Origin of the sequence: Hymenobacter sp. 102, from assembly GCF_049949205.1 — a bacterium.
GTDB lineage: Bacteria > Bacteroidota > Bacteroidia > Cytophagales > Hymenobacteraceae > Hymenobacter.
Genome location: NZ_CP188172.1, coordinates 2,404,665 through 2,429,746, shown reverse-complemented (window position 1 = coordinate 2,429,746; position 25,082 = coordinate 2,404,665). Strand labels below are relative to the sequence as shown.

21 protein-coding genes are annotated in these 25,082 nt (G+C 60.7%); 17 read left to right on the top strand and 4 right to left on the bottom strand.

Features of this window, described 5'->3' with window-relative positions:
- Positions 1-4: 4 nt before the first annotated feature.
- Positions 5-1,372, bottom strand: a complete 1,368-nt coding sequence (locus tag ACN19L_RS10420) for a sigma-54-dependent transcriptional regulator (RefSeq protein ID WP_426493418.1) — start codon at positions 1,370-1,372, stop codon at positions 5-7.
- Positions 1,373-1,691: 319 nt separating this feature from the next.
- Here ACN19L_RS10420 and ACN19L_RS10415 point away from each other — a divergent pair, with 319 nt between their 5' ends.
- The 3 genes from ACN19L_RS10415 to ACN19L_RS10405 all read left to right on the top strand — a co-directional run bounded on the left by ACN19L_RS10415 (position 1,692) and on the right by ACN19L_RS10405 (position 7,297).
- Positions 1,692-3,914 carry a hypothetical protein gene (locus ACN19L_RS10415; RefSeq protein WP_426493417.1) on the top strand — a complete coding sequence of 741 codons (2,223 nt, stop codon included), beginning with the start codon at positions 1,692-1,694 and terminating at the stop codon, positions 3,912-3,914.
- 407 nt (positions 3,915-4,321) lie between these two features.
- Positions 4,322-5,209, top strand: coding sequence for a DNA/RNA non-specific endonuclease (locus ACN19L_RS10410; RefSeq protein ID WP_426493416.1), 888 nt, complete (start codon positions 4,322-4,324; stop codon positions 5,207-5,209).
- A gap of 363 nt (positions 5,210-5,572) precedes the next feature.
- Positions 5,573-7,297 carry a lysophospholipid acyltransferase family protein gene (locus tag ACN19L_RS10405; RefSeq protein ID WP_426493415.1) on the top strand — a complete coding sequence of 575 codons (1,725 nt, stop codon included), beginning with the start codon at positions 5,573-5,575 and terminating at the stop codon, positions 7,295-7,297.
- 80 nt (positions 7,298-7,377) lie between these two features.
- Here the strand turns inward: ACN19L_RS10405 and ACN19L_RS10400 are convergent, their stop codons facing one another.
- On the bottom strand, positions 7,378-7,938 hold the full coding sequence (locus ACN19L_RS10400; RefSeq protein WP_426493414.1) for a DUF4468 domain-containing protein: 561 nt from the start codon (positions 7,936-7,938) through the stop codon (positions 7,378-7,380).
- 482 nt (positions 7,939-8,420) lie between these two features.
- On the opposite strand from ACN19L_RS10400, the gene ACN19L_RS10395 reads away from it, so the two are divergent.
- From ACN19L_RS10395 to ACN19L_RS10335, 13 genes are all read left to right on the top strand, one after another.
- Complete coding sequence (locus ACN19L_RS10395) at positions 8,421-8,651, top strand: hypothetical protein (protein WP_426493413.1); 231 nt, start codon at positions 8,421-8,423, stop codon at positions 8,649-8,651.
- A gap of 258 nt (positions 8,652-8,909) precedes the next feature.
- Positions 8,910-9,803 (top strand): dihydroorotate dehydrogenase, encoded by an 894-nt coding sequence (locus ACN19L_RS10390; protein ID WP_426493412.1) that lies wholly within the window; start codon positions 8,910-8,912, stop codon positions 9,801-9,803.
- Between the two features lie 84 nt (positions 9,804-9,887).
- Complete coding sequence (gene pyrF, locus ACN19L_RS10385; protein WP_426493411.1) at positions 9,888-10,649, top strand: orotidine-5'-phosphate decarboxylase; 762 nt, start codon at positions 9,888-9,890, stop codon at positions 10,647-10,649.
- A 186-nt stretch (positions 10,650-10,835) separates the two neighbouring features.
- Positions 10,836-11,453, top strand: coding sequence for an orotate phosphoribosyltransferase (gene pyrE, locus ACN19L_RS10380; RefSeq protein WP_426493410.1), 618 nt, complete (start codon positions 10,836-10,838; stop codon positions 11,451-11,453).
- Positions 11,454-11,579: 126 nt separating this feature from the next.
- Positions 11,580-14,606, top strand: coding sequence for a phosphoribosylformylglycinamidine synthase subunit PurL (locus tag ACN19L_RS10375; protein WP_426493409.1), 3,027 nt, complete (start codon positions 11,580-11,582; stop codon positions 14,604-14,606).
- A gap of 2 nt (positions 14,607-14,608) precedes the next feature.
- On the top strand, positions 14,609-15,664 hold the full coding sequence (locus tag ACN19L_RS10370) for a phosphoribosylformylglycinamidine synthase subunit PurQ (protein WP_426493408.1): 1,056 nt from the start codon (positions 14,609-14,611) through the stop codon (positions 15,662-15,664).
- A gap of 45 nt (positions 15,665-15,709) precedes the next feature.
- On the top strand, positions 15,710-16,639 hold the full coding sequence (locus ACN19L_RS10365) for a phosphoribosylaminoimidazolesuccinocarboxamide synthase (RefSeq protein WP_426493407.1): 930 nt from the start codon (positions 15,710-15,712) through the stop codon (positions 16,637-16,639).
- Position 16,640: 1 nt separating this feature from the next.
- A complete protein-coding gene (locus tag ACN19L_RS10360) occupies positions 16,641-17,024 on the top strand; it encodes a nuclear transport factor 2 family protein (protein WP_426493406.1) in 384 nt (127 codons plus the stop codon).
- 49 nt (positions 17,025-17,073) lie between these two features.
- Positions 17,074-17,628 carry a GNAT family N-acetyltransferase gene (locus tag ACN19L_RS10355; protein WP_426493405.1) on the top strand — a complete coding sequence of 185 codons (555 nt, stop codon included), beginning with the start codon at positions 17,074-17,076 and terminating at the stop codon, positions 17,626-17,628.
- The gene (purD, locus tag ACN19L_RS10350) at positions 17,612-18,898 is read left to right on the top strand and encodes a phosphoribosylamine--glycine ligase (RefSeq protein ID WP_426493404.1); all 1,287 of its coding nucleotides are present in this window, start codon (positions 17,612-17,614) and stop codon (positions 18,896-18,898) included. The genes ACN19L_RS10355 and purD overlap by 17 nt, the downstream gene beginning before the upstream one ends.
- Positions 18,882-19,595: a phosphoribosylglycinamide formyltransferase gene (purN, locus tag ACN19L_RS10345; RefSeq protein WP_426493403.1), complete on the top strand. Its 714-nt coding sequence runs from the start codon at positions 18,882-18,884 to the stop codon at positions 19,593-19,595. Before purD ends, purN begins: the two co-directional genes overlap by 17 nt.
- Positions 19,596-19,662: 67 nt before the next feature.
- Positions 19,663-21,168, top strand: coding sequence for an amidophosphoribosyltransferase (purF, locus tag ACN19L_RS10340; RefSeq protein ID WP_426493402.1), 1,506 nt, complete (start codon positions 19,663-19,665; stop codon positions 21,166-21,168).
- 194 nt (positions 21,169-21,362) lie between these two features.
- Positions 21,363-22,499 carry an AIR synthase-related protein gene (locus ACN19L_RS10335; protein ID WP_426493401.1) on the top strand — a complete coding sequence of 379 codons (1,137 nt, stop codon included), beginning with the start codon at positions 21,363-21,365 and terminating at the stop codon, positions 22,497-22,499.
- Between the two features lie 121 nt (positions 22,500-22,620).
- Here ACN19L_RS10335 and ACN19L_RS10330 read toward each other — a convergent pair whose 3' ends face one another.
- Entirely contained in the window at positions 22,621-22,836 is a 216-nt protein-coding gene (locus tag ACN19L_RS10330; protein WP_426493400.1) for a heavy-metal-associated domain-containing protein, read from the bottom strand.
- 169 nt (positions 22,837-23,005) lie between these two features.
- Here ACN19L_RS10330 and ACN19L_RS10325 point away from each other — a divergent pair, with 169 nt between their 5' ends.
- Positions 23,006-23,539, top strand: a complete 534-nt coding sequence (locus ACN19L_RS10325; protein ID WP_426493399.1) for a DUF4240 domain-containing protein — start codon at positions 23,006-23,008, stop codon at positions 23,537-23,539.
- A 51-nt stretch (positions 23,540-23,590) separates the two neighbouring features.
- Here ACN19L_RS10325 and ACN19L_RS10320 read toward each other — a convergent pair whose 3' ends face one another.
- Positions 23,591-25,078 carry a nicotinate phosphoribosyltransferase gene (locus tag ACN19L_RS10320; RefSeq protein WP_426493398.1) on the bottom strand — a complete coding sequence of 496 codons (1,488 nt, stop codon included), beginning with the start codon at positions 25,076-25,078 and terminating at the stop codon, positions 23,591-23,593.
- Positions 25,079-25,082: the final 4 nt, after the last annotated feature.

Here is a 25,082-nt window from a genome sequence, read left to right as displayed (position 1 = left end):
TTCGTTAGCGAAGCCGCACTTCGTTGTTTTGAACCATCCGGTAAATGGTTGATTTTCCGATTTGCAGCTTAGCGGCTACCTGCAGGATGTTACCGTTATGCGAGTCCAGGTAGCGTTGTACAATAGCCGCCGTCTGGGTCCGCAACGATTCGTTGCCCGTCAGGACGGGCTCGGCCGTTGGTGCCTGAGGATGACGCAACGGCAGGTCAGCGGGCTGAATTTGGTCACTTTCGGCCATCACGGCGGCCAGCTCCATTACGGCCTTCAATTCCCGTACATTGCCCGGGAAGGCGTAGTGCAGGAGCTTCTGGCGCGCGCCTTCCGACATAGCGCAGGTAACCATATTGTTCTGCCTGCAAAACTCCTGTAGAAAGGAATCAGCCAGTAGCAGCACGTCCTGGCCCCGCTCCCGTAGTGGCGGCAGCAGAATGGGCAGTCCCAGCAGGCGGTAGTACAAATCTTCCCGGAAGCGGCCTTCTTTCACTTCCTTAGCCAGGTCGCGGTGGGTAGCCACCATCAGGCGGGCATCAAACGGAATTCGGTTGTTACCGCCCACGCGCACTACCTCCCGCTCCTGCAGCACCCGCAGCAGTTTGGCCTGCAAGCTCAGATCCAGTTCCGAAATCTCATCCAGAAACAGTGTGCCGTGGTGGGCTTCCTCAAAGCGGCCAATCCGCCGGTTAACGGCCCCCGTAAACGCTCCTTTCTCGTGGCCGAACAGTTCACTTTCCAGCAGTTCTCTGGGAATGGCGGCCACGTTCACGGCCACAAAGGCCGCTTCTCGCCGATCGGAGCGGTAATGGATGGCCTTGGCTACCAGTTCCTTGCCAGTGCCGGTTTCGCCGCTGATGGACACAGTAATGTTGGTGCGGGCTGCCTTTTCAATGAGCGTATGCAGTTGCTGTATTTGCGGACTGCTGCCCAAAATGGCCCGTTGCGGGTCGAAACGGTGGCCAATTTGCTCTTTTAAGCGGGCATTTTCCTGGCGCAGCGCCAACTGTTTGCGGATGTTGCCAACAGTGTTCCACAGCCGGTCGGCCGTTTCCTCGTCTTTTACCAGATAGTCATATGCGCCCTGGCGCAGTAGTCCAATAGCCGTCCGAACATCTTCCTGTCCCGAAATGACAATGACGGTTACCTCCGGCAGCCGCTCCTTCAACTGCTGAAGCACCTGGTCGCCCTTTCCATCGGGCAGGGAGTAATCCAGGGTAATGATATCGGGGCGCTCTGATAGGCTGCTCAGGCAGGCCTGGGCCGTGGTAAAGCGCCGGATGCTGTAATCGGGGTTTTGGGCGAGTTTGTATTCCAGTAACTCACCGTACCAGGCATTGTCTTCAACAATGAAAATGGAGATAGGTAAAGAAGCACTCATAGCTCAGGAAAAAGGGAAAGCAGGGCAGTGGACCGAATAGGAAGACTATACCGCGACGGGATAGACGGGGTTATATCTTTTTGTTTTTGGGAAAACAGCCCAACCTGCGAGTATAGCGGGGTTTTTCTTGGGATACTAACAATTCTCTATTTAGGAATGATAGTTTCTAAATGAAACTATATAGCGTTTTTGCTTCTATTGTAAGTATCTGATTTAAAGTCAATTGCATTTTTTTATTAGAAGTGGTTATCTTCTTGCCCTTTGCATTTTCGGATGCCGGCGCAGTGTTGGTACAGAGTCTTCTAATCCTTAAGTGCATATGAGTCAGTTCTACTTTTCTGCCTCACGGCGTCTGTTTTCCGCTGTTGCGTTGGCGTTGCTAACCGGCGCGCAGGCTCTCGGACAGGGTAGTTCACCGGCTATTTATTCCAACTCTGGGATATCCGGTGCCACGGCCATCCGGGACTGTAATACCCTGCTGGGCATCACCACCTGCTTCGGATCCGTTGACAACCCCGGCTTTGCCACGGATGCCAGCTTTAGCACCGCCGCTACCATGAACGTGCCAAGCGCGCTGCTGACGAAGCGGCTGAAGTTGCGCATGGACATGGATGGGCTGGTGCCGGTAGGGCACCGGGCCGGCGTGGTGGTTTCGCGTGGCGGAGGGGTACTGAATCTGGTGGGCTTGGATCTGGCTTCACTGATTACCATCCGCACGTACCTGAGCAACGGTGCGGGCTCTTCCCAGCTACAGGAAACCAAAGTAATTGATGCCAGCCTGGCTGGTTTGCTGCTGGGCTCCGATACGGGCCCAATCCCCCTGGAATTCACGGCGGGCAAGCAGTTTGACCAAATTGAAATTGAGGCTGCCTCGCTGGTTTCGCTGGGATATGAGCTCAATGTATTCTACGCCTATGGCCTGGGTACCAACACCATCACCACGGCAAAAGGCTACGTTTCCCGGTTCAGCTCGCCGGGCGCGGGCAATTACAGCACGGCTGCCGTTGATAATGGTATAACGGTGTGCGTGAACTCCAACGTAAGCCAGCCCCTGAACGCCGTTGACTCGGACCTGACCAACTACGCTACCATGGGGGCCTTGGTGGATCTGAGCTGCCCTACCTCGCTACAAACGCAGCTGGAGGGTACCGCTCCGGCTGGCTATTACGCGGGTTTCGTGCTGGGTAGTGGCAGTCTGCTGGACGCATCGGTGCTGTCGGGGCTGCGGCTGACTACTTACCTGGGCTCCACCGTGCAGGAAGCGGGTATCGGCGCCGGGCTGCTGAGCCTGAGCGTGCTGCCCGATGGTAAGTACAACGTGCGCATGAACACCACCAAGCCCTTTGATAGGGTGGAGCTCCGGCGAGTCAGTTTGCTGGGGCTGCTGGATAACCTGCGGGTGTATTATGGCTTTGGGGTAGAGCCCCGCGTGTACCGGGACCTGAATGCCCGGTTCTCATCCTTTGCCACCACGGCTGGTAACTACCAACTGAATGGCAGCAGCCTGGTATGTGTGAACTGCGGCGTTACCTCGCCTGAACTGGCCGTCGATCAGGATTTGACCAGCAACTATGCCACCTTCAACTCCCTGGTGGCCGTGGGAGGAAGTACCCGCCTGAAGATGAAGCTGAATGGTGCCGGTATTGGCGGCAACCGCGCCGGGGTAGTACTGGGCCTGGGCACAGGGCTGCTCGACGCGCAACTGCTCAAAAATGTGCGGGTAAAAACCTACACCGGTGCTGATGGCTCAGAACTGGCCGAATCAAGCACGGACGCCGCTCTGTTGTCGCTGGAGTTGCTCTCAAGCGGGAAGCAGGAACTGTCTTTCCGCACTACGCGCAGCTTTGAATGGGTAGAACTGGAAATGCCTAATGGCGTAGCTGCCCTGGCCGATACGCGCATCTATTTTGCCTTTGCCGATGACGCGCCCAGTGGCTTCCCTTCCACTATTACCCCGCCCGTATCCTCGGCCGTAGTACTCCAGAACCTGCGGGCTCTCAACGGCGACGGGTCAGTGGATGTGAGTTGGCAAACTACTTCCGAGGCCAATAGCAGCCACTTCATTGTGGAGCGGTCTTTATCGGCTTCGGGGACTTTTCAGGCTCTGGGCCGCGTAAATGCTGCCGGCAACTCAGCCACTACCCGTCAGTATCTGTACCGTGACTACACGGGTATCTCCCAGAATGCCTCAACGCTATACTATCGGCTGCGGATAGTGGATCTGAACGGGCAGGAGGCCCTGTCTAACGTGGTATCCGTTACGTTGCGCCCCCCGGTGGTGGTGTTCGACGTGTATCCCAACCCGGCATCATCGTCGCAGCCGCTGCGCATGCAACTGCCCGCCAGTCTGCGGCCCGGCAACACCAAATACGAGGTTGCCTTCATCGATCAGATGGGCTCCGAAGTGAGCCGGCATACGGTCAGCAGCGGAGTCCGGTCATCGGTTTCGGTTTCCGCGCTGCGCCCCGGCCTCTATCAGGTAGCCCTGTTTGATAAATCGGGGAAGCGGGTAGGGGTGAGCCGTCTGGTGGTGCAGCCTTAAAAAGAAAACCAACTAGTACACTATAGTTTCTATCCACCCTATCCCTTGTATTGTTAGTGCCGTAAGGCCCCCATCGTTGCAGGTCGATGGGGGCCTTTTTATGCGCTGGAGAGTGAGGAAGTAAAAGAAGCAGTTACAAAATTTTGCTATTGGATATATGCAACCAGCATCTGAAAATGCTGTGCCGGGCCAGGAAAGATATTTTACAAGTAATATGCTAGGCTAAGCTGCATATAGGGAGTACGGTATGCGTTGGGGAATGCTGGAAATTTATCATTTTGGGACAGCTTTTCGGTATTCGGAAAATGATAATGTTCAGGTAACATCCAACTGAATCTGAGCTGGCATTTTTGCGGCCGTTAAGCAGCTTGCTTCTTTCCTCAACCATCACACCTACTTCTCCCATCATGCAGCGTACCCTTACCCGCCTCCTCGGCCTGGCCGTTCTGACCAGCTGTGTTGTCTCTTGCTCCAAAGACGCCGTAGCCCCTGCTAGCAACCCCACGGCTGCCGTGCAAAGCGCCGATGCCACCGCTACGCGCGACGGCAACCTGGCCATGGGTAATCCCAGCGGTGCCGTAGCCGACCCGGCCTACTACACCAACTACCTGATGAACAAAAGCCAGTTCTCCATGTCCTACCACCGTGACCGGGGTATTCCCAACTGGGTAAGCTGGCACCTGAGCAGCGCGTGGCTGGGTAGCACCCCGCGTCAGGACAACTTCTCGGCCGATGCCACGCTGCCCTCGGGCTGGTACCGCGCGGGCAGCACCAGCTACAGCGGCTCGGGGTTTGACCGGGGCCATAACTGCCCCTCTGCCGACCGTACCGGTTCGGTAGCCGACAACTCGGCCACCTTCCTGATGACCAACATGATGCCGCAGGCTCCCAACAACAACCAGCGCACCTGGGCTAACCTGGAGAATTACTGCCGTACGCTGGTTAATGCCGGCAACGAACTGTACATCATCTGCGGTAGCTACGGCAAAGGCGGCACTGGCTCCGCCGGCTACGCTACCACCCTCGACGCCGGTCGGATTACGGTACCGGCGCGCTGCTGGAAGGTAATTGTGGTATTGCCCGTAGGCACGGGCGACGCCGCCCGCGTAACGACCAGCACGCGTGTAATTGCCATTGACACGCCCAATGACAACTCGCTCAGCACTACCTGGGGCTCCTACCGCACCACGGTAGATGCCATTGAGTCGGCCACGGGCTACAACCTGCTGTCCAGCGTATCAACTACGGTGCAGTCGACGATTGAAGCGCGGGTAGACAACGGCCCCACCAGCTGAGGTATAACCCTGATATAGCAAAAAGCCCGGCCAAGTGCCGGGCTTTTTTGTGAGCAGCTGCTCCAGGGAAAGTCCGGGTTTCCGTTCATCGAAGATAGTCACGTACTCACCGTTACTTTTCTGTTACTTAACAGAGTAAGCCCTGCACGATCAGGCGAAAGGCCGTAATTTTGCCCCGTGAGTGAGTGAAGACCGGATGAGGGCGAAATAGGAAAAAAGCCGCGCTGCAACGCGGCTTTTTTTGTTTTATAGACTACCCAGGCATAATAGTTTCATAACTAGGGCGTAACCCGGGGCTAACATCCGTTTAGGAAGTTTGGAGAGGAACAATTGCGTGGCTACTGCCAGCCGTATCGGGCCTCTATGCACACCTTCTCCACTTCATTTCCCGGGCTACTGCATTCCGCTCGTAAGCAGCCCTGGTCCCCGCTGCGTCCTCTATGGCACTGGCTAACCCAGCTGCAGGAACTGCAACGCCTATACGAGCGGCACGCTCACCTGACGGGTCGGGAATTTATCGGGCAGCTGCTGCGGGATTTGGAAATTACCGTTGAGTACAGTGCCGCCGACCTGCGGCGTGTTCCTGTCCGGGGAGCATTTATGGCACTAGCCAACCACCCATGCGGGATGCTGGATGGGCTGGCGCTGCTATACGTGCTCAGCGAAGTGCGCCCTGAGTTGGTGATGGTAGCCAATGAGCTGCTGACCCCATTATTGCCTAATCTGGCTACTCAGTTGGCCTTGGTGAGCCCCGAGCGGAAGGATGCGGGCCGGAACACGCCCGGCGTGCGCCAGCTGTTGCGCTACCTGCACCACGACGTGCCCCTGGCGTTATTTCCGGCCGGCGCGGTGGCGCACCGCCCTACTGCCCTACGCCCCGCCCTGGACCCCGCGTGGCACCCTACGGCCGGGCGGCTGCTGGCGGTGGCCCGGGTGCCGGTGCTACCTATCTGGATCAGCGGCAAAAACAGCGTATCGTTCAGTTTGCTGGGCATGGTGCACCCGCTGCTGCGAACGGCCCGGCTACCGGCTGAACTGCTGAACAAGCGCGGCCAGACGGTACGAGTACGGATTGGGCAGGCGGTGCCCCCGGCGGAACTGGCGCAACTCCCGGTTTCTGAGCAGCTGGCTTATGTCCGGGCCCGCGTGCAGGCACTGGGTGCTGCCTGGCAGGAGGCCGCTGGTCACAGCACTCTGCCGCCCGTTCCGCTTCGTGCTCCGGGCCTGGCGGAGACGCTGGCGGCCGATATCAGCGCACTGCGGCCCAGCCGCTGCCTGCTCCGCTACCAGAGCTGGGAGGTATACGTAGCCAAGAAAGCGGAGCTGCCGCACATCCTGCCGGAGATAGGGCGCCTGCGGGAGCTTTCTTTTCGCGAGGTGGGAGAAGGGACTGGCCAGGAAATTGACCTGGACCAGTACGATGAGTATTATCAGCAACTGTTTCTGTACAACCGGGCAACCGGGCAGATTGTGGGGGGCTACCGCATTGGCCGGGGGCGCAGCATTGTGCGGGAAATAGGTAAACGTGGGTTTTACCTGCACTCCCTGTTTCGGATGCGGAAGGAACTGCTGCCGATGTTGCGGGAGTCGTTGGAACTAGGTCGATCCTTCGTGCGACCCGAGTATCAGAAACAGCCATTACCGCTGCTCCTGTTGTGGAAAGGCATTGCCGAGTACATTGCCCGGCACCCGGAATACCGGTACCTCATTGGCCCTGTCAGCATCAGCAACCAGTTCTCCAGCGTCTCCAAGCAGGTGATGAAGGCGTACCTGGAGCAGCACTTCTCCGACCCTGCCCTGGCGGCGCTGGTGAAACCCCGCAAGCGCTACCGCCCCCTGGCTCATCCTGATTCGGAAAAGCTACAGACTGGCCTACACTCCGTGCAGGATTTACACAAGCTGGTGGCCGAACTGGAGCCCGGCGGAATTGGGGTACCGGTATTGCTGCGGCATTACCTGCAACAGAATGCCCGCATTATCGGCTTTAACGTGGACCCCGGCTTCAACAACACCCTTGATGGCTTTCTGGTAGTAGATGCGCGCGAACTGCCGGCCCGAACGCATCATCTGCTGAAAACCAGGCCCTAAATGCTATTCTCACGAATGCAGCGCGGCGGCCCGAACTGTTTCGGACCGCCGCGCTGCATTGGCTGGGGGCAGCCAACTGCTTAATCCCCGCCCACCTGGCCCTCAGCGGGCTGGCTATTCATGTATGAGCGAAAGGACATAGCCGCCTCACTGGCTATAGAATTTGCCTGAGCAGTAACCCGTCGGTCGTTGTGCGTTTTGTCATTGCCCCGCTCCGCCTGCAACTGCATCCGGTATTCATCGAACGCCACTACCTGAGCTGACTCGCTGGCATCGGGAATTGCCCGGAACGAGCCTACCGTATAGGTATAGCCATTGTCGTTGGCCTGGAAGGTAAAGTCAAATAGGATAGAGACAGGTTGGTCCTTGCCCTTGTTGTCCACCCTTTTTACCGTTCCCGTACCCGTAATCCGGATGGTGCCCGCCGCTTCATTGGCTTTGAATCCCGAAGTAGGCTTATACGAAAATTTGTTTTGGGTCCAGCTAATGGCTCTGGCATAAAGCATGTTACGGCCAGCGCCTTCCACGGGCACCCGCTCCGTGTACTCAACTGGTGTCGGCGTGGCGGTTTGGGCATGTACCGCCACCGGAGCTATAGCCGTTGTGCCGAGAAGCAACAAACTGAGTAGTACTTTTTTCATAACGGGCAACGTGATGGTGAAGAAGGAAAGAAGAAAAAAGCTCCTAGGCAAAAGTAGTACCAGCGCGGCAGATTGAATAAAAACCGGGGTGTTATGAATATGTTAAGGTAAGCAGGAATATCCGGTATCCGGAAGCCCAGAGCATCGAAGATGAAGCAGGTCTGCATATTTCCGCGGTAATGCCAGTAGTTTCACTCTATATAGAATGAGGGAAGAGAGTTTTTTTGTACATTTTCAATGTATATGTATGTTAAGCGCCAGCTTCATGAAGGAGTCCTGCACCGCAGTAAACGTTTCGTGCAGAGAAAGGGACGGCTGGAATAAATGAGAGGTTATTTTCAATACTGCTATTATTCAGATAGATACAGTGGTAATTGAGCCGGTTGGTAATCCGGTGCACCCGTTACGTAGGTAACAGTTTGGTAACATAAAATTAATCCTGGTACTGTTGGTTGCCTGGGTGGAAGTAGTACTTTTGCGACGTGCTTCACTTCAATCAATTCTACCTGATGAAGCGCGGGAGCTTTTCAGGAGGCATCCTGCGAAATGACCGAAAGGTCGTTTTTCCCGTTGCCCCTTCTGTTTTTTCCGGCTTTGCTGCTGTTGCCGCTTCGGTTTCCGAGGCGGTTTTTTTGTGCCCGGCCCGCTTCAACGCCGCCGGAACCAGCCGTAGCTCCGGGAGCTTTTCACAACTGCTCCCGGACGACTGGTAGTATACCATGGACGCTGAATAACCCGTTACCCACCCAACGGCGGCAACGGGGCGGGGTGGCGCAAGAAAGCGGGGTGATAGAAAATCAGGGGGGATTCTGACTCATATGTCGGTCCGCGAATTGGCCACCCCGCGTATTCGGGAATCTATAGCCGTCATCGGTAGCGGCTTTATCAGTTAAATCACCAACGCATCGGCGGTTATCGGAGAACTGCTTACGGGCGGCGTTACCGGCCACCACCAATCATTTCCAGAACCTATGCAACTCGGTAACCTCACGCTTCAAAACCCGGTGTGCTTGGCCGCCGCCGCCTGGCAGCTGGAGGGCGCGGCCTACGAACGGCTGGGAGCCATTTTCACCCGTACCGTAACCATGGAGCCCCGGCCCGGGCTCTACGAGGAAGGCATCTGGCAGGTAGCCGACCAGACCTTACTCAACGCCACCCACATGCGCACCGAAAGTGCCGAAATTCTGGTGCAGGAGCACCTGCCCGCCCTGTGCCGGTTTGGGGTGCCGGTGTTTGTAAGCATCACGGCGCCCGGTATTCCGGGCTTTCGCAAAATTGCCCGCTTTCTGGCCCGCGAGGTAGGGCACTTGATTGCCGGAGTGGAGGTGTACATCGCCCAGCCCGATACCGGGAAAGGGGAGGAACTGACGGCCCGCTTCGTGCGCGACGCCACCCAGGCTGTACGTAACGAACTGGGCCCCAAGGCCGCCGTTATCGTGAAGCTGCCCCCCTGGCCCGAGCATATCCGCAGCCTGGCGCTGGGGGCGCAGGAGGGAGGTGCTACTGCCCTGGCTGCTACCAACCTGCTGAAAGCCCTGCACCTGCCCGACGATGCCACCGCCGCCCCAGTGGCTGGGGGACTTTCCGGCGAAGCCCTTCGGCCGGTGGCCTTGCGCTGCGTGTGGGAATTGGTCCATGACGAACGGCTGACGTTGCCCATCTTCGGTACGGGTGGTATCTTCACTGCCAGCCACGTGACGGACTATCTGCGCTGCGGAGCCTCTGCCGTGCAGATTGCCAGCGGCGAGTGGCTGGAGCCCGGCCTCTCGGCCCGCCTGGCCGCTGAATGCCAGTTTACTGTGCAGACTGTGAATACTATGGAAGATGTGCCGGGGACCAGTGAGCTACGTGTGGACCGGTTCTGAACGTTGAATTCGCTCTGCCTCCCATATTCCCTGCATTCTGAACGTCTCGCACATTCTCCAACTTCTCCCTCTTCCACCCCGCCCATGCAAACCCTCTTGAACCGAGTACAAGCCGCCCATACGCTGCTCTGCGTGGGGCTCGACCCCGTGGGCGACGATGCCCAGGTAGCCCGCCGCTTGGCCGAAGTCATTGACCAGACCAGCGAATATGCCGCCGCCTTCAAGCCCAACCTGGCCTTCTTCCTGAGCCGGGAAAACGGGGTGCAGCTCCTGCGCGACACCGTACAGCGCGTGCCGGAGGGTATTCCGGTGATTCTGGACGGAAAGTTCGGCGACATTGCCAACACCGCCGACCACTACGCCCGCTTCGCCTACGACGTGATTGGGGCCGACGGCGTGACGGTGAACCCCTACATGGGCGACGACGCCATTGTGCCCTTCGCCCGGCCCGGCAAGCTGGTGTTTGCGCTGGCCAAAACCTCCAATAAGCCGACTCACTCGCTGCAGGACGTGGCCCTCACCCGCGGCGGCACGCTGGCTGACTGCGCCGCCCGCGTGGCCCGGCAGCTCGATGAGCAGCACGGCGGCATTGGGCTGGTGGTAGGGGCTACCAACCCCGATGCCGTGGCCCGCCTGCGCGCCCTCTGCCCCGACCAGTGGTTTCTGGTGCCCGGCGTAGGTGCCCAGGGCGGCGACCTGGCTGCCACGCTACGCGCCGGCCTCCGCCCCGATGGCACCGGCCTGCTCATCAACACCTCCCGCGCCCTCTGGCAGGCCGAAAACGCCGCCGCGGCTGCCCGGGAACTGGTGGAGCAAATGAATCAGCTGCGGCCGGTAGCGGCGTAACCCTGAACGTCATTCCGAGCTTGCGAGGAATCTCGCGTGCTGACGTTGCCACGGCAATTGTCATGCTGAGCTTGCCGAAGCATCTCTACCGCTTCTGTATTGCAACGAAGCGGTAGAGATGCTTCGGCAAGCTCAGCATGACGTTCTAGTTTGTCCTTTTCCCCATATCACAATAGAGTACCTCCCTTGACTTCCCTCCACACCACCGACTTCACCCCCGAAACCCTGGAGCAGCAGCTGTTGCAGGAAGATGCGCTGCTGCGCGGGCACTTCCGGCTGTCGTCTGGCCTGCATTCCGATACTTACGTGCAGTGCGCCCGGTTCCTGCGCCGCCCCGACTTGGCTGCCCCGGCCGCGGCGGAGCTGGCCCGCCGCATTCAGGAGGCCGGCTTGCAGCCCGATGTGGTAGTGGGCCCGGCCATGGGCGGCGTGGTGATTGGCTATGAGCTGGCCCGGCAGCTGGGCGTGCCCGGCATTTTCACGGAGCGCGACGACGCGGGCCAGATGACGCTGCGGCGCGGCTTTACCATCGAGCCCGGCCAGAAAATTATCATTGCCGAGGACGTGGTGACTACCGGCAAGAGCACCAACGAGGTAGCGCGGGTACTGACGAGCCTGGGAGCAAAAGTTTTGGCCGTGGCCAGTTTAATTGACCGCACCAGTGGGAAAGCTGACCTTTCTTTTCCGAACTTTGCCCTGCTGCCGGTAACGGCGGCCACCTACGCACCCGATGATTGTCCGCTTTGCCGGGCAGGTATTCCGGTGGTGAAACCCGGCAGTCGGCCGGAAAAAGCGTTTTCTTAAACCTACCGACGGCGGCAAACGGCTCCGCGGCAAGGCATTTTCGGCGTACCCTGCGCGGGTATGCTTCCTCACGCAGGCAACTGGCCTAAGCGTGGGAAACCCGAAAAATAGACAAACCTCCCTCTTTTGGACTCTACCCAAAGAACCATCCAGCTGCTGCTTAAGCCCGGCCAACACGACGGTGAGGGCCAGCGCGTAGCCGAAGCGGCCCAGCGCCACCTTGGCCTGTACACCGGCCGCGTGCAAAGCACCGCCCTCTACACGGTGCGCTACCCCCTCACCGACCAGCAGCTGCGCGACTTCGCCACCCACTGCCTCCAGGACCCGGTGCTGCACGAGGTAGCCCTCGATGAGTTCCGCCACGGCGCCCACTACCAGAGCTACATCCTCGTGGCCAAGCTGCCCGGCGTGACCGACGACGAAGGCATTTCGGCCCAGAACGCCCTCGGTGACTTCCTCAACGAGCCGCTCGATACCCATACCCAGCACATCTTCTCGAAACGGCTTTACTTCCTCGAAGAAGCCCTGCCCGAAAGTAGTCTGCGCCAGCTTGCGCAGGAGCTGCTGGGCAACAAGCTCATCAACCGCTTCGAAGTCGGCCCCATTGCCCAGATCCGCGACTACACGCCGCGGCCGGGCGGTGGGGCCGAATCGGTTACGGAGACGGTGGGGCTGGTGGGCCTCTCGGATGAGGAGTTGCAAAAGCTGTCGAAAGACAACCTCTACGCCCTGAACCTGGAGGAAATGCGCGCCGTGCGCGACCATTACACCAGCATCCGGGAAGAGCGTCAGGCTGCCGGCCTGCCCCAGGACCCTACCGACTGCGAGCTGGAAATCATTGCCCAGACGTGGTCGGAGCACTGCAAGCACAAGGAGTTTTCGGCCCTGATTAAGTACCGGGACGCCGATACGGGCGAGGAGTTTGAGGTGGATTCTTTGTTCAAAACCTACATCAAGGATGCTACCGCCGAGGTGGACCGCCAGCTGCGCGCCAACGGCAACGACTGGCTGATTAAGGTGTTCTCGGACAACGCCGGGGCCGTGCGCATCAACCCCGAGTCGTTGTTCGTGTGGAAGGTGGAAACGCACAACTCGCCCTCGGCCATCGACCCCTACGGCGGGGCCATTACGGGCATTCTGGGCAACAACCGCGACCCGCTGGCTACCGGCATCGGGGGTGCGCGGCTCCTGTTCAACACCAACGTGCTGTGCTTCGGCAACCCCGAGTTCAACGGCACCCTGCTGAGCAATCAGCTGCACCCGCGCCGCATTTTTGAGGGCGTGCGCAAGGGCATCGAGGACGGCGGCAATAAGTCGGGCGTGCCCACCGTGAACGGCAGCATCGTGTTCGACGACCGGTACGCCGGCAAGCCGCTGGTATACTGCGGCACCGGGGCCGTGATGCCCATGCAGCTGGCCGGCCTCGATTCGTGGGAAAAGAAAATTGACCCGCAGGACCGCATCATCATGGCCGGCGGCCGGGTGGGCAAAGACGGCATCCACGGCGCAACGTTCAGCAGCATTGAGCTGGACGAAACCTCGCCCGCCACGGCCGTGCAGATTGGCTCGCCCATCACCCAGAAGCTGGCCATGGACTTCCTGCTGCTGGCCACGCGCCGCGGCCTCATCAAGTGCAGCACCGACAACGGCGCGGGCGGCTTGTCGTCGAGCATCGGCGAGCTGGCAACCATCAGCGGCGGGGCCGTGGTGGAGCTGGAGCGCGTGCCGCTGAAGTACCCTGGTCTGCGTCCCTGGGAAATCTTTGTTTCGGAGTCGCAGGAGCGGTTTTCGCTGGCCGTGGAACCCGCCAAGCTGGACGAGCTGCTGGCCCTGGGCCGGGAAATGGAAGTGGAGCTGACCGACATCGGCTACTTCACCGCCGACGGCTACCTCGACGTGCGCTTCGCCGGTGAGCCGGTGGCCCACCTAGATATGCACTTCCTGCACGACGGCGTGCCGCGCAAAGTGCTGGAAGCGGAGTGGCGCAAGCCCACGGCGCAGGAACCCGCGCTGGCCGCTGCCACCGACTACACCGACGCCCTGACCCGCCTGCTGGGCAGCCTCAACATCTGCTCCCGCGAGTCGGTGATTCGGCAGTACGACCACGAGGTGAAGGGCCGCACCATTATCAAGCCCCTGATGGGCGCTACCGGTCAGGCCCCGCAGGATGCGGCCGTGGTGCGCTTCAACTTCGAGAGCTGGGAAGGCGTGGCCGTGAGCAACGGCATTCTGCCCCGCTTCGGTGATTTGGACGCCTACCATATGTCGGCCGGCGCGTTCGACGAGGCCGTGCGCCAGATTGTGGCCGTGGGCGGCAAGCTGCCCAACCTGAGCTACGGCGACGGCAACTTCTGGTCCGTGAACGACAACTTCTGCGTGCCCGACTCGGTGTACGACCCCATGGGCAACCCCGATGGCAAGCACAAGCTGGCCAAGCTGGTGCGCATGTGCCAGGCCCTGCGCGACGCCACGGCGGCCTACTGCATCCCGCTCACCTCGGGCAAGGACTCGATGAAGAACGACTTCAAGGCCGACGGCGTGAAGATTTCGGTGCCGCCCACGGTGCTGTACTCCATGACCGCCAAGCTGGACGACGTGCGCCGCACCATCACCTCCGACTTCAAGCAGGCCGACGACGTGGTGTACCTGCTGGGCGAAACCTACGACGAGCTGGGCGGCTCGGAGTTCTACCAGCTTTTCGGTGAGCTGGGCGCGAACGTGCCGCAGGTACGCTTCGAGCAGGCCAAAGCCCTGTACCAGCTGGTAGGGGAGGCCAACGACCGGAACCTGATTCAGAGCTGCCACGACCTGAGCGACGGCGGGCTGGCGGTGGCGCTGGCGGAGGCCACGTTTGGCCACGGCTTTGGGGCCGAGGTGGAACTGCCCGAAGGCTTGCCAGTGCACGTGCAGCTGTTTTCGGAGTCGCACTCCCGGTTTGTGGCCACGGTGGCCCCCGAGGATGTGGTGGCCTTTGAGCAGCATTTCGGCGCGCGCGCCACGCGTCTGGGCCGAGTAACCCAGAATGGGCAGTTGACCGTGCGGCAGGCGGGTAACACCGTTATTTCGGCCAGCACGGCGGCCCTGCGCCACGAGTGGACCAACGGTCCGGTAAACCGCATTATCGGCTTCGGCCACCCCGAAACCGCGCATTAATCATGGAACAGACTCCCCAACTGCCGGACCAGCACACGCCCCCGCGCCCCCAGCACGACGACCCCGGCCACGAAGTGGTAACCCGGGAAGGTGAAATCGTGCTGCCCGGCTTCAAAAGCGTAGACCCCGGCCACGAATCCAGTGAACCGTTGAAAAAAGCGGAAGCGGCCCAACAACCAACAACGAACAACCAACAACCAGTAAAGGCGCTCATCCTAACCGGTTTTGGTATCAACTGCGAGGAGGAATTTGCCGCCGCCTACCGGCTGGTAGGGGCCGAGGCCACCATCGTGCACCTGAACCAGGTGCTGCACGGCCACGTGAGCATCCATGACTTCGACATCCTGAACTTCCCCGGCGGCTTCAGCTTCGGCGACGACCTGGGCTCGGGCGTGGTGCTGGCCAACAAGCTGCGCTACCGCCGCAACGCCGAGGGCCGCACGCTGCTCGACGATATCAGGGAATTTGTGGCCGGCGGCAAGCACGTGCTGGGCATCTGCAACGGCTTCCAGGTGCTGGTGAAGCTGGGCCTGCTGCCCGACCTGAGCGGCACCGTCACGCCCGAAGTAACCCTCACGCACAACGCTTCGGGCCGCTATGAGGACCGTTGGGTGAAGCTCACCGTCAACCCCCACGCCACCACGCCCTTCCTGAAGGGCCTGACGACGCTGGAGGTGCCCGTGCGCCACGGCGAAGGCCGCCTCATTATCCAGGACGAGGCCACCCGTGCCGCCATTGAAGCCCGCGGCCTGAACTGCCTCACCTACGCCGACTTCGATGGGGCCCCCACCGACGTGTACCCCTTTAACCCCAACGGCGCCGACCTCAACTGCGCCGGCCTGACCGATACCACCGGCCGCGTATTCGGCCTGATGCCCCACCCCGAGGCTTTCCTCTCGCTCTATAACCACCCCGACTGGGCCCGGCGCAAGCGTGCTACCCCAGGCCTGAGTGAGGAGGGCGACGGGGTGTGGCTGTTCCGCAATATTGTGGAGCATGTGCAGGCCCAGGCTACGGCCGCCGCGGCCCCGTCGGTGTCGCACGAGTTTTCATCCTAACGCACTCATCAGCTGCCGGCCTGGCCGGTGGATATTGACTTCAGAATGAATACCCTCAACCATTTCGAAACGCCTCAGCTCGAACTCCTGCACCGGGGGAAAGTCCGTGACTCGTTCCGCGCCCCGTCGGGTGAGCGGCTGATTGTGGTTACCGACCGCCTGTCGGCCTTCGACTCGGTGCTGGAAACGCCCGTGGCGCACAAAGGGGCCGTGCTCAACGGGCTGGCGGCTTTCTGGTTCGACAAAACCCGGCACATCATCCCCAACCACGTCATCAGCCTGCCCGACCCTAACGTGACGCTAGCGCAGGAGGCCGAGCCTATCCGGGTGGAAATGGTGGTGCGCCACTACCTCACCGGCTCCATGTGGCGTGGCTACCAGCAGGGCCAGCGCAGCTTCTCGGGCGTAGCGGTGCCCGACGGACTGACCAAGCACCAGCAGTTTCCCGAGCCCATTGTGACGCCCACCACCAAGGAGGAATGGGACCGGGAGATTACGCCCGAGAACCTGGTGGCCGAAGGCTGGGTGACGGCTGAGCTGTACGAGCAGATGCGAGTGAAGGCGCTGGAGTTATTCAACTTTGCCTCCCAGTGGATGGCCGAGCGCGGCATCATTCTAGTCGATACCAAGTATGAATTCGGGCTGCGCAACGGGGAGCTGCTGCTGATTGACGAAATCCACACGCCCGATTCGTCGCGCTTCTGGAGCGCCGACGACTACGCCCGCAACCCCGGGGCCGCCGAGCAGATGGACAAGGAGTACGTGCGCCAGTGGCTGATTGCCCACAAGCAGAACGGCCAGTACCCCCGCGCCCTCACGCCCGAAGTTTCGGCCGAGGCTACCCGCCGCTACCTCGATATCTACGAGCGTATCACCGGCGCCCCACTGCCCGCTGCATCTTCTAACGACGACGATATGCCGGCCCGCATGGTGCGCAACCTGGTGCGCGCCGGTATCATCCAAGAAGCCAAGTAGCATGGAAGCCTCGCGGGCAAAAAAGCTGGTAACCGACTACGTCGAAGCGTACAACGCCTTCGACGTAGCGGGTATGCTGCGCCATTTGCACGCGGAGGTGGTGTTTCGCAATATTTCCGGCGGGCAAGTAAACCTGACCACCACCGGCAAGGAAAGCTTCCGCCAGCAGGCCGAGCGGGCCAAATCGTATTTTTCGCAGCGCGAGCAGCGTATCATCGATTGGCAGTTCGCCGACAACCGCGCTGAGGTACGCATCGACTACTCGGCCGTGGCCGCCGTGGATTTCCCCAACGGCCTGAAAGCGGGTGACGCGCTGCAGCTGCAGGGCCGGTCAGTTTTTCAGTTTGCGGAGGACCGGATTGTTTCCATTGACGACATCTGCTAAAACCACTCTGCCCGCCGCCGCAACAGCTTCTTTGCCCGTACTTTGCCCCATGTCCGAACCCTTCACCATTCGTCGCCTCCAGCTCCAGGATGCCCCGGTTTACCGGCGGCTTCGGCTGGCCTGTCTGGCCGAATACCCGGCGAGCTTCGGGTCGTCGGCCGAGGAAGAGGAGCGGGTGGGGGAGTTGCCGTTTGAGCAGCACATTCGGGCCGGTAACCCGGGGACGTTTGTGCTGGGCGCGTTTGCCGCCGACGAGCTGGTGGGCATGTGTGGCTTTGTGCGGGCTACACGCCGGAAAGTGCAGCACCAGGGCGACATCCGGCAGGTGTGCGTGGCCCCGGGCTACGCAGGCCACGGCCTAGGGCGCCGGCTGCTGCAGGCCACGCTGGAAGCCGCCTTTGCCCTGCCTGGCCTCGAGCAGATTTCCTTAGGCGTGGTAGCCGACAACACGGCCGCCACACGCCTTTATCAAAGCCTGGGATTCGTGGAATACGGCTACCAGCGCCAGTTTCTGAAACTCGGCTCCGACTATTACGACCATCGGTTGATGGTTCTGTTTCGCTCCGATTTTATTGCTTCTACCGTTCATGAGCACCAGCAATAACCCTATCGTACTCCTCGGCAGCGGGGCCCGGGAACACGCCATGGCGTGGAAACTGACCCGCGACGGCGCTACCGTGCACGTGCTGCCCGGCAACGCCGGCATTCCGAACAGTCACCCCCACATCAGCGCCACCGACTTCCCGGCCATTCAGGCTTTCTGCCAGGAGCACGGCGTGAAGCTGGTGGTGGTAGGCCCCGAAGCCCCGCTGGCGGCGGGCGTCACCGACTTCTTCCAGAGCTCCGACATTCGGGTATTTGGACCCGGCCGGGCGGGCGCTACGCTGGAAAGCTCCAAGGTGTGGAGCAAAGACTTCATGCGCCGCCACGGCGTGGCCACGGCCCAGGCTTGGCCCTTCCGCAGCGACCAGCTGGACGCCGCCCGCGCCAAAGCCACCGAGCTCAGCGGGCAGGTGGTAGTGAAGTTCGACGGGCTGGCGGCCGGTAAGGGCGTGTACGTGTGCTCCTCAATAGAAGAAGCCCACGCCGCCCTCGACGACCTGGCCCGTCTGCACAGCGGCTGGTTTAGCTTCCTGCTCGAAGAAAAGCTCACCGGCCCCGAAATCAGCATCATCGGCATCACCGACGGCAACCGCATCCGCCTGCTCAGTCCCTCCCAGGACCACAAGCAGCTGCTGGCCGGCGACCAGGGCCCCAACACCGGCGGCATGGGCGCCTACTGCCCCGTGCCCTTCTGCGACGACAACGTGCTGGCCGCCATCCGCACTGATATTGTAGACCCCACCCTGCGCGGCCTGCAAAACGAGCAGTTCGATTTCAACGGCTTCCTGTACTTCGGCATCATGCTCACGCCCCAGGGCCCCAAGCTGCTCGAGTACAACACCCGCCTTGGCGACCCCGAAGCCGAAGTGCTGCTGCCCGCCCTGGAAAGCAGTCTGCTGGAGCTGATTGAGGCTACCCTCGATGGCACGCTGCAGCAAACGGTGGTGCGCCAGCGGCGCGGCCACTACGTGGGCGTGGTGCTGGCCTCGGGCGGCTACCCCGCCGCCAGCTTCCCCACCGGCTTCCCCATCACCGGCCTCGACCAGCTGCACCCCAGCATTCTGGCTTTCCACGGCGCCACCAAGCGCACCGCAACCGGCGAGCTTGTCACCAACGGCGGCCGGGTGCTAGTACTAGTCGGCCACGGCGAGGAGCTGGAGGACGCCGTGCAGCACGTGTACCGCGAAGCAGAAAAAGTGAACTTCCAGGATGTGTACATCCGCACCGACATCGGCCAGCGGCCGGAACCGACCCTTGCAGGAAACTGGTAACTATAGCACCCACAAAGCGCGCCTGGCCATTCTGCTGTCGGGCCGGGGCTCCAACATGGTGGCCCTGGTAAACGCCGTGCAGCACGGCGTGCTGCAGGAGCTGGCCGAAGTAGCCGTGGTGTTCAGCAACGTGCCCGACGCGCCCGGGCTGGCCACGGCCGCCGCGCTGGGCTGCTCCACCGCCAGCCGCAGCAGCCAGGGCCGCAAGCGGGCCGAGTTCGACGCGGAGGTGGTGGAAGTGCTGCGCCAGTACCAGCCCGATTACGTGGTGCTGGCCGGCTACATGCGCATTCTGTCGCCCACGTTTATCCGGGCGTTTACGGGCCGCATCCTCAATATTCACCCCGCCGACACCCACCAGCACCAGGGCCTGCACGCCTACGAGTGGGCCTTCGACAACCACCTGCCCGAAACCAAAATAACGGTGCATCTGGTAGACGAAGGCCTCGATACCGGCCCCATCCTGGCCCAGCACCCGGTTGACCTGCGCGGGGCCGACACCCTGGCCGAAGTGGAGCGCCGCGGCCTGGCCGTGGAGCACCGCGTGTACGCCGAAACCCTGGCGGAACTCATCAAGAATCAACTGTCAGTAATGCCAGTTCCCCAAGCGGCTGCTTCAACCGCGTATTCAACGCCATTGTCGTCTGGCTCCCCCTCTCTGCCGGAGAGGGGGCCGGGGGGTGAGGCGAATCGTTAGAACATCACCACCCCACCCACCACCCCCAGCGGCCTGCCAACGGGCAACTGACAACTGACAACTCACCATGTGCGGAATAGTAGGTTTTTACGGTCCTGATGATGTTGCGCACGATATCGTGTTCGGCCTCACCGCGCTCCAGCACCGCGGCCAGGATGCCGCCGGCATTGCCACCTTCGACGACAACTTCCACCTCTGCAAGGGCAACGGGCTCATCTCCGACGTGTTCCGTCCCAAGCAGCTCAAGAAGCTGAAGGGCAACATCGGCATCGGACACGCGCGCTACACCACCCAGGGCTCCAACGATGCCGAACTGGCGCAGCCGTTTACCACCAGCTACCCTTTCGGACTGGCCATGGTGCACAACGGCAACGTCATCAACTTCCGCTCGGCGGCCAAGCGCCTGCATGAGAAGTACCATGTACTGCCCAAAACCAGCAACGACCTGGAGCTGATCATGTACACCTTCGCCTCGGAGCTGCGCCTGAAAAACCTCGACAACCTCTCGGTTATCGATATTTTCGACGCCGTGGAAACCACCCAGGAGTTGGTGAAGGGGGCATATGCCACCGTTACCATCATTGCCGGACACGGGCTGCTGGCCTTCAACGACCCGCTGGGCATCCGGCCATTGGTGCTGGGCCGCCGCGAAACCGAGCGTGGCCCCGTCTTCGCCTTCGCCTCCGAAAGCACCTGCTTTGATTACCTGGGCTTTGAGTTCGTGGAAAACGTGGGCCCGGGCCAGGCGGTGTTTATCGATAAGGACTTCAAGGTGCACCACAAAAATCAGCAGGAGAAGCCCAAAAGCTTCTGCGTGTTCGAGCACATCTACTTCGCCCGCGAGGATTCCACCATTCACGGCCGCCTGGTGGCCCGGGAACGGGTGCGGCTGGGCAAGATGCTGGCTAAAAAGGTTATCGAATCGGGTATTCAGCCGGATATGGTGATTGACGTGCCGTCGTCGGGGTACTTCTCGGCATCGGGGCTGGCCGAGGCCATTGGCGTGCCCTACCGCCGGGCCCTGGTGAAGAACAACCACATGGGCCGCTCCTTCATCGTGAGCAGCCAGGCCGGCCGCGAGGACATCGTGAAGAAGAAGCTTAACCCCATCCGCGAGTTTGTAGAAGGCAAAAAGGTAGCCGTGGTCGATGACAGCATCGTGCGCGGCACCACCTCCCGGCGCATCGTGCGGATTCTGCGTGAGGCCGGGGCCGCCGAGGTGTACTTCATCAGCAGCGCCCCGCCCATCATTTCGCCCTGCATCTACGGCATTGATATGGCCATGAGCACCGAGCTGATTGCCGCTAATTACACGGAGGAGGAAATCTGCCGCTACATTGAGGCCGACCGGGTGATATACCAGTCGATTGCCGACTTGCAGGAGCTGTTTTCGGAGGCCAAAGGCCACGGCGGCTCGTGTTTCGCCTGCTTCACCGGCCAGTACCCCACCGGCGACGTAACCAAGTACCTGGGTCACATCCAGGAGGAACGCCAGAGCCACCGATCCGACAAAAAAGGCTCCGACTCGATTCCTTCCGTGAGTGCCAAAGCCCCCGAGCCAACTGAGCATTAGTATGCTGAATGGTACGAGAATTAGAAGCTAGAAGCTAGTTCCCCTCCTTGGAAAGGAGGGGTTAGGGGTGGTTGATAATCGTTGAACATCATCTAGCTCTAGTTTCTAAAACTCGTTCTGACGTTCATCAACCACCCCTGACCCCTCCTTTCCAAGGAGGGGAACTAGCTTCTAGCTTTAACCTAGCCTCCCGCATGTCATCTGACTTCAAAGCCACTGCCGGTTACTCCATCGAAGAAGGCAACGCCGCCTCCAAGAACGCCTACCATTGGGCCCAGAAAACCTTCTCGACTCGTAAGGGTAAGCCCGGCGAGCCGGCCCAGGATTTGGCCGGCGGCTTCTCCAACGAAATCCGCTTTGGCAATGAGCGGCTGGGCATTGGCTCCGATGGCATCGGGACGAAGATTGAGGTGGCTGAGCGCCTGGACCGCTACGATACGCTGGGCTACGACCTGATTGCCATGGTAGCCGACGACCTCATCGTGGCCGGCTTCGTGCCCACCAACCTCTCCAACATCATCGATGTGAACACGCTCAACTACGAGGTAGTGGATGAGCTCATGCGCGGCCTGCACGACGCGGCCCAATTCAGCCAGATTGCGGTAACGGGCGGCGAAATTGCCGAACTGGGCAACCGCATCGGCGGCTACCCCGGGGCCAAAATGAACTTCAACTGGTGCTCCACGGCCGTAGGCGTGCTGCACCCCAGCCTGGAGCGCCCCCTGAGCGGGGCCAACGTGCGCGCCGGACAAGCCGTGGTGGCGCTTCGCTCACCGTCCTTCCGCTCCAACGGCTATTCCCTGGCCCGCCGCGCCCTCACCAAAGCTTTCGGGGAGAAATGGCACGAGCAGCCTTATGGGCAAGGTGAGGCCGCGCCCCAAGCAACCAACAACGAGCAGCTGACAACTGAAAACGCCACCACCTGGGGCGAAGTGATGCTGGCGCCTTCCCTCATTTTCTCGCCGGGCGTGGCGGCGGTGCTGGAAGCCGGCCTGCCCCTGCACGCAGCGGCGCACATCACCGGCGGTGGCATTGCCGATAATTTTAAGCGCGTACTCAAAAACGGTGTGGGCGCGGAGTTGGACAACCTTTTTGAGCCCCTGCCCGCCATGCAGCAACTGGCCGAGCTGGCCGGCATCAGCCCCCAGGAAGCCTACCTCTACTGGAACATGGGCAACGGCATGCTGCTCGTAACCGACGAGGCACAAGCCGAAGCCGTAGCCGAAACCCTGCGCAACCACGGCTACCAGGCCCAGGTAGCCGGCCGCATCACCCCGGAGCCCGGCATGACGCTCCGCGTAGGAGCCGGCGAGCTGCGTTACGAGGGATAGAGCCTTAGGCAGGAGTAAAAAAGAACGTCATGCTGAGCTTGCCGAAGCATCTCTACCAAACAATATGGGGCGGTAGAGATGCTTCGACAAGCTCAGCATGACGTTCTTTGTAGATTAGCAGTTACGCCGCTACCGGCTCAATATCAAACCCGGCCTGGGACACGGATTTCATAATCAGCTCCGGAATTGGGTTAGGCCCTTCCACCGTCAGGATTTTGTTGGGGTTGTTGGTATCCACGCTCCATTTCTCTACGCTGGCTTCGGCATCGAGGAAAGGAGTGACAGCCCGTACGCAGTTAGCGCAGTTGATGCTGGTTTTGAATTTCAGAGTGGGCATGAGCAGTAACAGTTGAAGCTGCCGCCAAGCGACCAGCAGCTAATGATGATGCTATAACAACATAGCGGAACAAAAGTAGTCTGTTATACGGAGGCCGGGGGTACAGGCTTTGGCTGCAGGAGTGCAGAGTTTTGCCGTATTTCGGGCCCCTTACCGTACCTCTAATACAATGGATAAAGAGCAATTCTGGCAGATAATTGAATCGGCAAAAACCGAGGCCCATGGCGACCAGCAACGGCAGGAGCAAGCCCTGATTGACCACTTGGCGCAGCTGGAGCCAGAACAGATTATTGAGTTTGAGTGCATCCTGCGCGAATACCTGCTGGAGGCTGATCATTTCGACATTATAGCGGCGCAGAAGATTATCGACGGTTACGTGTCCGATGACCCCTATCTGTACTTCCGGTGCTGGCTGGTGGGGCAGGGTAAAACTGTCTTCATGAATGCGCTGCAGAACCCCGATACGCTGGCGGCGGTGTTGGATGCTCCTTACCAGGATTTTGAGGAGCTGCTATACGTGGCCACTTTCGCCTTCGAAAAGCGCACTGGTAAAACCGACGAGGATGAAACCTTCCCCCGGAACGTGGCCTTGGCTCGGGGTCTGAGTTATGATTTCGGCTCTGAAACCAAAGGCGAGGACTGGACGGAGAATCAACTGCCGAAGATGCTACCGAAGCTCTGGAAGAAGTTTGGAGCTGCCTAAACGCAAGAGGCCCGGCTGCTGATGCAGCCGGGCCTCTTGCGTTTAGGTATACTAAGCCGGACGCACCGGCCGCTTCTCCAGAATCAGCTGGGTGCGGAAGCGGTTGAGCGACTCTTCCAGGCCCACGGGGTAGGTGTGGGGGTTGAGGAAGCGGCGGATACTGGGGTCGAGGCTGAGCACTTCGCGGTGGGCCCGGGCCCGGCTTTCCTGGAGCGTGGGGAGCGTGTGCACCAGCTCACCCCGGCGGAAGATGGGCTCCAGCAGCTCCCGGTACGGAGCGTCGGCCCGCACAGCGCGGCGGCGGGTGGCATCCAGCGGGTCCACCAGGGTCAGGGTTTCGGGCAGGAGTTCGGCCACGTTGTAGAGCATATCGGCGCGGGGCTGGCCTTTGTCGGTTTCGTAGCGGCGCACCTGCAGAATGCCGGGGATGCTGGTTTTGGCCAGTTGCTCCGAGAGCTTGATGGTAAAGTCCCAGCCCGAGTCGTCGGGTTTGCGCAAAGCGGCCAGCTTGTACACGCCCCCCAGCGCCGGCTGGTCGTAGGCCGTCACGAGTTGGGTACCGATGCCCCAGGTGTCGATTTTAGCGCCCTGCAGCTTCAGGCTGGTAATGAGGTTCTCCTCCAGGTCGTTGCTGGCCACAATGCGCACGTTCTCAAACCCGGCCTCGTTGAGCAACGCCCGGGCCTCGCGGCTGAGGTAGGCCAGGTCCCCGGAATCCAGGCGGATGCCGCCCAGCTCGTGGCCGTTGGCCCGCATCTGGCGGGCCACTTTGATGGCGTGGCGCACACCTTCCAGCGTATCGTAGGTATCTACCAGAAACACCGAATCGTCGGGGAAAGCCTGGGCGTAGGCCGTAAAGGCAGTTTCCTCGTCCTCGAAAGCCATAACCCAGCTGTGGGCGTGGGTGCCCTTCACCGGAATGCCGAAGCGCTGCCCGGCCAGTACATTGCTGGTGGCATCGGCCCCGCCGAGGTAGGCGGCGCGGCTGGCACTCAGACCACCATCCACACCCTGGGCCCGGCGCAGGCCAAATTCCAGCACCGTATCGGAGCCGGCGGCTTCCCGGATGCGGGCGGCTTTGGTGGCAATCAGCGTCTGGAAATTCACCAGCGTGAGCAGGGCCGTTTCTACCAGCTGGGCCTGCAGCAGCGGCCCCTGCACCCGAATCAGGGGCTCGTTGCCGAACACCACCGTGCCCTCGGCCACGGCGTCCACGTCGCAGGTAAAGCGCAGCTCCCGCAGATACTGCAGAAACTCCGTTGGGAACATGGCCGCGCCTTTGCTGCTTTTCAGGCTACCGAGGTACGCCAAGTCATCCTCCGAGAAACGCAGATTCTGCAGGTAATCCACGGCGTAGGCCAGGCCCGCCGCTACAGCGTAGCCGCCCTGAAACGGGGCCTTGCGGAAATACAGATGAAATACGGCCTCCCGGTCCTGCAGGCCCTGCTGCCAGTAGCCGTAGGCCATGGTAACCTGATACAAATCGGTGAGGAGGCTGAGCGAGGGGGCATACAGGCCGGAAAGCGGAGCTGAATTCATGCAG

Coding starts and splice junctions, on each gene's coding strand:
- ACN19L_RS10365 (WP_426493407.1), top strand. CDS start 15,710: ATGAATACCCTCAACCATTTCGAAACGCCTCAGCTCGAACTCCTGCAC.
- ACN19L_RS10335 (WP_426493401.1), top strand. CDS start 21,363: ATGTCATCTGACTTCAAAGCCACTGCCGGTTACTCCATCGAAGAAGGC.
- ACN19L_RS10415 (WP_426493417.1), top strand. CDS start 1,692: ATGAGTCAGTTCTACTTTTCTGCCTCACGGCGTCTGTTTTCCGCTGTT.
- ACN19L_RS10330 (WP_426493400.1), bottom strand. CDS start 22,836: ATGCCCACTCTGAAATTCAAAACCAGCATCAACTGCGCTAACTGCGTA.
- ACN19L_RS10325 (WP_426493399.1), top strand. CDS start 23,006: ATGGATAAAGAGCAATTCTGGCAGATAATTGAATCGGCAAAAACCGAG.
- purF (WP_426493402.1), top strand. CDS start 19,663: ATGTGCGGAATAGTAGGTTTTTACGGTCCTGATGATGTTGCGCACGAT.
- ACN19L_RS10390 (WP_426493412.1), top strand. CDS start 8,910: ATGCAACTCGGTAACCTCACGCTTCAAAACCCGGTGTGCTTGGCCGCC.
- ACN19L_RS10405 (WP_426493415.1), top strand. CDS start 5,573: ATGCACACCTTCTCCACTTCATTTCCCGGGCTACTGCATTCCGCTCGT.
- ACN19L_RS10320 (WP_426493398.1), bottom strand. CDS start 25,078: ATGAATTCAGCTCCGCTTTCCGGCCTGTATGCCCCCTCGCTCAGCCTC.
- ACN19L_RS10370 (WP_426493408.1), top strand. CDS start 14,609: ATGGAACAGACTCCCCAACTGCCGGACCAGCACACGCCCCCGCGCCCC.
- ACN19L_RS10410 (WP_426493416.1), top strand. CDS start 4,322: ATGCAGCGTACCCTTACCCGCCTCCTCGGCCTGGCCGTTCTGACCAGC.
- pyrF (WP_426493411.1), top strand. CDS start 9,888: ATGCAAACCCTCTTGAACCGAGTACAAGCCGCCCATACGCTGCTCTGC.
- ACN19L_RS10400 (WP_426493414.1), bottom strand. CDS start 7,938: ATGAAAAAAGTACTACTCAGTTTGTTGCTTCTCGGCACAACGGCTATA.
- purD (WP_426493404.1), top strand. CDS start 17,612: ATGAGCACCAGCAATAACCCTATCGTACTCCTCGGCAGCGGGGCCCGG.
- ACN19L_RS10355 (WP_426493405.1), top strand. CDS start 17,074: ATGTCCGAACCCTTCACCATTCGTCGCCTCCAGCTCCAGGATGCCCCG.
- ACN19L_RS10360 (WP_426493406.1), top strand. CDS start 16,641: ATGGAAGCCTCGCGGGCAAAAAAGCTGGTAACCGACTACGTCGAAGCG.
- ACN19L_RS10420 (WP_426493418.1), bottom strand. CDS start 1,372: ATGAGTGCTTCTTTACCTATCTCCATTTTCATTGTTGAAGACAATGCC.